General features: G+C 71.7%; 1 protein-coding gene. It reads right to left on the bottom strand.

The genetic code is table 11. The annotated features are described in order from the left end of the window. Positions 1 to 27: 27 nt before the first annotated feature. On the bottom strand, positions 28 to 1,242 hold the full coding sequence (locus ACWGI8_RS44235) for a TerD family protein (protein ID WP_453669268.1): 1,215 nt from the start codon (positions 1,240 to 1,242) through the stop codon (positions 28 to 30). Positions 1,243 to 1,458 lie beyond the last annotated feature (216 nt).

Genomic DNA, 1,458 nt, shown 5'->3' with positions numbered 1-1,458 from the left:
GGCCGGGACCGGCTGTCTCGGGGGCGGCTACAGCGACTGCGCCGCGGGCTTGACCATGCCCCGGACGGTACGGGACTTCACGAACTCGCCCATCGCGGTCATCTCCCACTCACCGGAGAACTGCCGGATCAGCTTCGCCATCATCACGCCGGTCTGGGGCTCGGCGCCGGTGAGGTCGAAGCGCACCAGCTCCTCGCCCGTCGCCGCGTCCAGCAGCCGGCAGTACGCCTTCGCGACCTCGGTGAACTTCTGGCCCGAGAAGGAGTTGACCGTGAAGACCAGGCCTGTGGCCTCGGCGGGAATGCGGCCCAGATCCACGACGATCACCTCGTCGTCGCCCGCGCCCTCGCCGGTCAGATTGTCCCCGGAGTGCTTGATCGCGCCGTTCAGGATGGTCAGCTTTCCGAAGTAGCAGCTGTCCAGATGATTGCGTTGCGGGCCGTACGCGATCACGGACGCGTCCAGGTCGATGTCCTTGCCGCGGAAGGCGGGCTCCCAGCCGAGGCCCATCTTGACCTGGGAGAGCAGCGGGCGGCCGCCCTTGACCAGGGACACCGTCTGGTTCTTCTGGAGGCTGACCCGGCCCTTGTCCAGGTTGATCTTTCCCGTGCCCGGGGCGGGCGCCGCGGCCGCAGCGGGGGCGGCGGCCGGGGGAGCCGGCGGTGCCGCGACGCGCGGATCGGCCACCGGGGCAGGGGCTGGGGCGGGGGCGGGCGTGGCAGCGGGTGCGGCGGCCGGCTCCTCCTCCACCGAGACGCCGAAGTCGGTGGCGATGCCCGCCAGCCCGTTCGCATATCCCTGGCCGACCGCGCGGGCCTTCCACGCCCCGTTGCGCAAATAGATCTCGACGACCACCAGCGCCGTCTCAGAGCCCAGCCGGGGCGGGGTGAAGGTCGCCAGGACCGCGCTGTCGTCGGCGTTGCGGATCGTGGCCGTGGGCTCGATGCCCTGGAAGGTCTGCCCCGCGGCGTCCGGGCTGGCCGTGACGACGATCTTCTCGACCCCGGCCGGGACGGCCGTGGTGTCGACGATGATCGCGTCGGGCGCCGTGCCCCCGCCGGACCGGTAGGTGACACCGGGGCCCGTGGGCTGGTTGTAGAAGATGAAGTCGTCGTCGGAGCGCACCTTGCCGTCGGCGGTGAGCAGCAGGCCCGATACGTCGAGCCGCACGGGCGCCGCGACGTCCACCGCCACGCGCGCGGCGGTCAGGGGGATGTTCGAGCCGGGGGTCATAGCTGTCATGCCTGAGGTAACGAGCGACGTGGCTTTGCCGTTCCCTTACCTTCGGCCGAACGGTAACGGGGCCCGGGCCAAGCCACCGGTGCCGAGCCACGGCGGCCGGTGCCAAGCCACCGGTGCCGAGCCGGACGGGCCCCGGCGCCTTGCCCGCGGATCCGGCGGATCGCGAGGCAATACGACCTAGTGCCCCTCCCGGCAAGCTTTGCCCTGTCGCGCCGC

The sequence above is a fragment of the Streptomyces sp. NPDC054841 genome (assembly GCF_053611045.1).
Note: the sequence above shows the minus strand (reverse complement) of the source record. Positions and strands in the feature narration are given on the sequence as shown.